This is a genomic window from Siphonobacter sp. BAB-5405 (assembly GCF_002872335.1).
Taxonomy (GTDB): domain Bacteria; phylum Bacteroidota; class Bacteroidia; order Cytophagales; family Spirosomataceae; genus Siphonobacter.
In genome coordinates this window covers 382,500-388,897 of the sequence record NZ_NJAG01000002.1, presented here as the reverse complement: position 1 = coordinate 388,897, position 6,398 = coordinate 382,500, and the positions used below count along the sequence as shown (strand labels likewise).

At 38.7% G+C, this 6,398-nt stretch carries 7 protein-coding genes and 1 tRNA gene; 1 reads left to right on the top strand and 7 read right to left on the bottom strand.

Translation table 11 applies throughout. The features are described 5' to 3' along the window. A partial coding sequence (locus BWI97_RS02660; RefSeq protein ID WP_146010854.1) for a redoxin domain-containing protein occupies nt 1-202 on the bottom strand: 202 nt, incomplete at its 3' end. A gap of 242 nt (nt 203-444) precedes the next feature. On the opposite strand from BWI97_RS02660, the gene BWI97_RS02655 reads away from it, so the two are divergent. Further along, nucleotides 445-518 (top strand) — tRNA-Ala (locus BWI97_RS02655). Nucleotides 519-578: 60 nt separating this feature from the next. Here the strand turns inward: BWI97_RS02655 and BWI97_RS02650 are convergent. The 6 genes from BWI97_RS02650 to BWI97_RS02625 form a co-directional block, all read right to left on the bottom strand. Beyond that, entirely contained in the window at nt 579-854 is a 276-nt protein-coding gene (locus BWI97_RS02650) for a hypothetical protein (protein ID WP_102199925.1), read from the bottom strand. Continuing rightward, complete coding sequence (locus BWI97_RS02645) at nt 847-1,284, bottom strand: hypothetical protein (protein WP_102199924.1); 438 nt, start codon at nt 1,282-1,284, stop codon at nt 847-849. The genes BWI97_RS02650 and BWI97_RS02645 overlap by 8 nt, the downstream gene beginning before the upstream one ends. Nucleotides 1,285-1,643: 359 nt before the next feature. Further along, entirely contained in the window at nt 1,644-2,621 is a 978-nt protein-coding gene (locus tag BWI97_RS02640; protein ID WP_102199923.1) for an AAA family ATPase, read from the bottom strand. Continuing rightward, entirely contained in the window at nt 2,618-2,953 is a 336-nt protein-coding gene (locus tag BWI97_RS02635; protein ID WP_102199922.1) for a helix-turn-helix domain-containing protein, read from the bottom strand. Before BWI97_RS02635 ends, BWI97_RS02640 begins: the two co-directional genes overlap by 4 nt. 142 nt (nt 2,954-3,095) lie before the next feature. Further along, entirely contained in the window at nt 3,096-4,025 is a 930-nt protein-coding gene (locus tag BWI97_RS02630; protein WP_102199921.1) for an RteC domain-containing protein, read from the bottom strand. 185 nt (nt 4,026-4,210) lie between these two features. Further along, entirely contained in the window at nt 4,211-6,379 is a 2,169-nt protein-coding gene (locus tag BWI97_RS02625; protein ID WP_102199920.1) for a DEAD/DEAH box helicase, read from the bottom strand. Between the last annotated feature and the right edge of the window lie 19 nt (nt 6,380-6,398).

Below are 6,398 nucleotides of genomic sequence, written 5' to 3'. Positions count from 1 at the left end.
CAATCACTTTCACGCCACGTCTTTCAAAATCGCCTTTCAGTAAAGCGGTTTTACCAAGCTCCGTCGTACATACAGGCGTAAAGTCAGCGGGGTGTGAAAAGAGTAAGCCCCATTTATCGCCCAGCCATTCGTGAAAACGGATGTGGCCCTGAGTGGTATCTGCTTCAAAATCGGGTGCGATGTCTCCAAGTCGTAAGGACATAATCGAATCAGTTTAAGGTTTATCGAACGTCCGCAAAGGTTCAACGTTCCGTTGAGATAAACAAGTCAAATACTCTATTAGTTTACCAGACTATTCTATTTTTTACAACTGTACTGATTGTTAGTTGGTTATCAGGCGTATTTTGAGAGGGCAGAACGAAAACGCCGAAAAATGAAAGTTTTCTTCGTCTTTTGCTTGACAAGGCCCTTTCAAAGCCACATATTTGCACCCACATTTCAGAAGGGGATGTAGCTCAGTTGGCTAGAGCGCTTGCATGGCATGCAAGAGGTCGTCGGTTCGAGCCCGATCTTCTCCACTCTTGAAAATCAAGGACTTACAGATATTTCTGTAAGTCCTTTTTTCGTCTACTGTAACATTACTGAAACGAATTCTTGAGATTTTCAGGCGTTTTAGTCGCTAAAAGTTTTTCTGTATTTGGTGAAAAATTTTCGGAGGGGACGTTCGACTCCTGTTCTTTTCTGCGGTTTACAAGCCAAAACCACAGGCCAAAGATTGTAAGCAGGCCAACAATCCAAAACCAGTTGATCCTATCATTTTCATTAGTGGGTTCTTTGTAGGAAGGGTAGCTGACTGGATGAACGACAGTCGGAGTAGAACTTGCCAAGGTGGGAAAAGATACCTGCTTAAACATGGCCTTCTTCCTTTCTGAAAGAGTTAATCAAAACGGTATACACGTCCTTCACGCTTTGTATTTTGATGGAGAGCGTCTTTCCCTGAGCATCATTAACGGATACCGTTTGTCCGTACGATGAAGTGTAGAATGCTTTTAAAATGTCGTTTTCGTAAAAGGCCAATTCCTTCTCAAGGGTGATAATTCGGCTTTTGAGCTTTTCATCCGCTGGACTTTCAGCGTAGACCTTTTTCTCAACTACTTGAGTAGTCGTGTCGTTTCTCATTAGGATTACACTCTCGACGTATTCGCTTAAATTTAAGCCTAGCTGCTGAGCTTCTTGAGCAAGGGTTAATTTGACAGAAGGTTCACACCGGAAACCAAGGGTAACTTTGCTGATGCCACTGGCGAGCTTTTCCAAATCGAGGTTTTTTGAGACTGACGTTTTCATTCGTTAACGGGGTTTGTTTACGACTGAAAATTAGCTCTGTCCATACAAATGAAAAGGCGTTAATGACCGTTAACGGTCATTAACGCCTGATAACGTTAGTTAATAGCCCTATTACGGTTCTCCTAAATGTTGAACGATGAGTTCAATCTGCTTAGGTGTTAATATTCGCTGGCCCGGTGTTAACACTAGGTTAGGTACAATCTTGAGCCATTTAGAAAAGGTACCATACGTTACTCCGTACTGCTGAGCCAATTGAGACTTGGTACAAACGCTTATCTGTTTCATGAGTTGGATAATGGATTGGTTGTAACATCTGTAACGGTTGTATCAATGGTTACGGTTGTTACACGTGTTACAGATTATTCACTAGCAGCGAGGCCTGCCTTCTTCAAGATTCTCGATACCTGTGCCCGGTACATCCCCGGAAAGTGCTCGGCAATTTTGCCAAGGGAAAGCGTAGGATCGTTCAGCTTCATCTCAACGACCTGATTTTTGATGTCTTCCGAAAGTGCAGTTCTCTCTTGAAGATGAATCTTCTCGGACTCATATCCCACAAATTCGAAGCCTAGGAAATTGTCGGGCTTATCGATCCGGCAAACCAGTACATTGTCCATATCGTAGATAATTGCATTGCTACGGCATTTCAATTGCTTAAGGTAGCGTAGATCATTGGCCTGGGTACTGCGGCCAATACAGAAGACGGAATCAGCAAAGTTGGAAAGGTTCTTTGAACCCGCCAGATCGTTCAACCCAAGAGGATTGGTTAGGTGTAGCCTTTTAGGGGTATGAGCTAAGACCAGGATAGAGAGGCCATATCGGAGCTTCATCTGATTTAGGTACCGCATTAGAGGCATAGCTTCCTTTGAGGTCTCGGTGGGTAGTGCCTTTAAGTAAGAAATGTTATCGACAATGAGAACCTTTATATTCCGGTTATAAATGATTTGCTCAATGGATTCAAACAGTTCTTTCTCAAATTGATCGAAATCAGTATAGTCCGTATTCACCGTAACCCGATGAAGCCGATTGCTAAACCTATACTCACGTTGATAATCTCTTGAATATCTACTCTGAAACTGCTTTTCAGATAATTCAAAATCAATCAATGCTACCTGTTGTGGATCTTCTTCACAGATAAGAAATGAATGGTAGCTTCCACCCGAAACTGTATCAGCTATCTGTACTGCGAGGGGAGACTTTCCTACGTTCGTATCCGCAAAGAGAATAGCAAATTCACCACTATACCAAAAGTCGCCTGCTAGCTTTTTAGGAATTGGTATAAGTTTAGCGTCTTCTATGCAAGCATTGGCAGTACGTACATTCAACAATTCCTGTTTCACAAGGTACCTCCTTTCCGTAAGAGGTTAATCGCATCCGTAGGCGTTTGAGGCGTTACGTTATGTCGATTACTTGCTAACCATTCTACCAATTCGGAACGTCTGAAATAAATCTTCTTACCTCCAGGCCGATGGAAGGGGATAGCATGATTAGAGGTTAAGCGGTAAATGGTACTTTTGGCAATGCCTAAGAAGTCGCACGCTTTGTCGATGTCTAGTACTTCTTCTGCTTGGCCTGAATGGGTAGGTAAAAGCTCTTTTAGCAGACTCCGCATTTCTTCCTGAAGCAGACTTCTTAACGCAGAGTGGGTTGTGACGATAATTTCATCTTTCATTTAATTACTACTTTTGGGTTGGATAATGATTTCGTCACAAAGGAATATAAGGAAATGAGTAGTATATACAAGAAAAAAGGCAAGTCGCCTGACGACTCGCCTTTTTCAAGTGGTTAATTTACTGGTAATCAGTAACTTGTAGTTATTTTATTTTTGAAGCTCGAATTTTCTCATAGCCCTGAGTCAAAAGCTTAAGAACCTTGGGTTGTTCTTTAGGCTTCATCTCAAGCAACGTTCTTGAATGAGTGTTTAGCCAACTGGGCCCTAACTCTATTCCAAGTAAATTTGCAACTTGTTCTACTAACTTCGTTCGTTCATTATCTTCGTTGGTAAGCAAACCAGCTCCGTACAAACTATATATTAATTGAACAAAGTTTATATCACTGCCTTTCCATATAATATCAGTAACTGTGACAGTTGATGCGTTTAATTGGATCAACTCATCTTCTAAATACTGTATATACTTATAGGCAAAGTACTGTTCTAAGAGGCCAGATGTATAAATAGATAGTTCATCATTAAGGGTATTGTCCGCTATTTCAACAGATAGGGCTTCTTTATTAAATGTTTGAAGCGTTTCTTTCATAGAATCTTCATTAATAGAATCGTTCTCAGTTAAATTTTCAATTACTTTTAAGTTAACACCATCAAGGTTTATAATTCCAGCTTGAATAAAAAGTACGAACCCTTTTAATATTTCAGGTGAGAAAGATTTCGCGTAGTGTGGATTGCTTTTTATAGTGGCTAAATAAGTTGAGAAGTTTTTATTAGCTTCATATGCAGTATAACTTAATATCTGCATAATTACTTGATTTGTGTCTCCTTCAAAATCTTCAATCTCAGATTTGATTATTAAAATAACATTTTCCTTACTATTATGCAGTTGGATCTTTCTCAATAAGTCATTTGAGTGCTTTTTATATTTAAGGTTTAGAAAATCAATTATACTAGGATTAAGAAATGCATATACATCGATAAACGAAAATGATTTTTGATCTTCTTCAGTCAAAGGTGAGTTTGTTGAAAAGGCTTCGGGTAAAGGGTTGAACGTGAGTTCAGAAAAGGGCTTCATGATTGGTAAATTATTGATATGCAGTGAGTTAATATTTAAATAGAAACGTTTTTATTTTTAAACCTACTTTATTTGTATTTCCTTGTTTTTTTATAAAAAATACTTTTATCAATTTTATAAAAATTGATTACGAGACTTTAGTAATGAATGCAGTTTTTATCAGATTTTTTTGATTTCTATATCGCTTATTGTTTTATTTGAACGTCAATGGCTGCTTCTTCACAACGTACTTCGTATTTCCGCTCAGGCTTTGAGTACACGTTTACAGTTTGGTGAGATGTAGCAAAAGAATTGTCATACACATAAGTATCAATGCCAAACATGATTTTTTCAATTTTGGAGGAGTCAAAGACTGTATGATTTTCTGGAGCTAAGCGATAAATCAATCTTTCTATTTTTTTGATTTTGTAAAGGTTCTCAATGTCCTGAGTATTGTCGTCTGGCATTAAGATAAACAAATAATCTTTTGCCCGGCTAATGGAAACATTAAGTATGTTTTGCTTATTGAGAAACATACCGGGATGTTTACTTATCGAGTATGGAGGATTAAAAATTGATACAATAATATCGCATTCATCTCCTTGGAAGCCGTGAATTGTACCAATTATAATTTGAACTTTTTCAGTATCTTCAAATTGTTGGGCAAGTAGCTTTTCTATTAAGGTAGCCTGAGCTTTGTACGGACAAATAATTCCGATTTTGAATTTGTCTTTGTGGCTTGATTGAATCTGAAAAGCAAGTGATTGGGCGAACTCAACCGTGAACAAAGCTGAATAGACCTGATAGTTTGATTTGTTAAGCGTACTTGGCTTGTAAATGCTTTCAAATTTTGCTACCGGAAATTTGATAATGTTAATGTCCTTGAAATCAAATCCGGTTATGGTTAATGGCTTTTGCTCTGCACTTGTTCTATGGTGTTCGAGGATGCCATTATAAGTGAAGTGACTGAAAACATTTCCAATGGTGGGAACTGCCCTATATTGCTTGCGAAGGTTAACTATTTCAAATTCATGGGGAACTGTTGTTGGCTCTACGAATCTGTCTAGATTGACCATGCTGTAGATATTCATATCCTTCCAATGGTCAATAAGTGTAATTGGTTGAATCTGAAAAGGATCACCTGCTATTACGAATTTTGCATCAGGCTTTTGATAGAGGACATAGGCTATACTGGCCAAGTTCACCATTGAAGCTTCATCAATGATAATGTAGTCCCATTCAAGAAATTTCAGGTGCAGGCGTTCATCATGGATTTCTGGTTGGAAATAGTCGTAAGCAAATCTTGCAATTGTGGTTATTGTGGTATTCTTCGGCTTGGTTCTAATATCGAAAGTTTTATCAATTACAACCGAACTATTTTCCAGTGATTCATCACTGGTATTTCCAAAGCGGAGCAACCAATGGTGATAGGTTTCATCAGCACCCATTTTTTCAATAATACGCTTGGTAAGAACGTCTGCTGCTTTATTGGTTGGTGTGAGTACAAGCACTTTGAGGTTTTCTTCCTGCTGCATGAGAGGTATAATCTCATTGGTTGCCAGATAGGTTGTTTTACCTGTACCAGGAGGGCCAAAGATGAAGCGTATATCCTCCTGTAGGTTTTGCTGTAAATTGTAGTCATCTTCTAAACCAAGCTGATTGAATGCCTTACGAAGTTCTTCAAGAATGAATACAGGATTCTTAATGTCAATGACTATTCGGCTTACTTTAGATAGATCAATCTCTGAAATGTCAGCAGACTTTTTCAGCTTTGCCCGAAGGGTATATTCCTTAACACTCACAACCTCCACGGTGACGATTTTGGATTCATCACCATGATATAATCGAATTTGAAGGTCACCAATATCCTCAATGGATTGGGAGATATATCTGTTTGGATGCTTAAGAATTAATGTCCTTTCTGTAGCCGGTTCTTTTTCTGCTTTTGTGAATTGGATTGAAAATTCCTTTCCCTGAGTGTTGGATTCTGAACTACTCAGATATTCCAGCTCAAGCAAGGCTTTGAACCATGCATAGGAATACATTTCATATTCATCAACAATCTCATTCAATTTTTCAATTCGGGTAAGGTCTTCAATTTGGACTTCCGTCTGTTCTTTGAGCTTGTCAATCTTCTTTTGGAGGTCAACTGAAGGTTTGGTGTATTCATCCTGATCAACCATTGATTCAGCAGATTCCTGTTCTTCCTGTTTGGGTTCTTCTTTCTGATTTTCAGCTCTGGCTTTACGCTTCTTTTTGATACCCTTTTTGAGGCGGTCTAAGGTGTCTTCAATGGCGTCATCCATGAAGTCATCTTCTTCATCTGTATTGGTATTGCCCTGAGAAGCTGCGGACTTCTTTTTAGCTTTTATCATGCTAATTAACTCCCTTAAT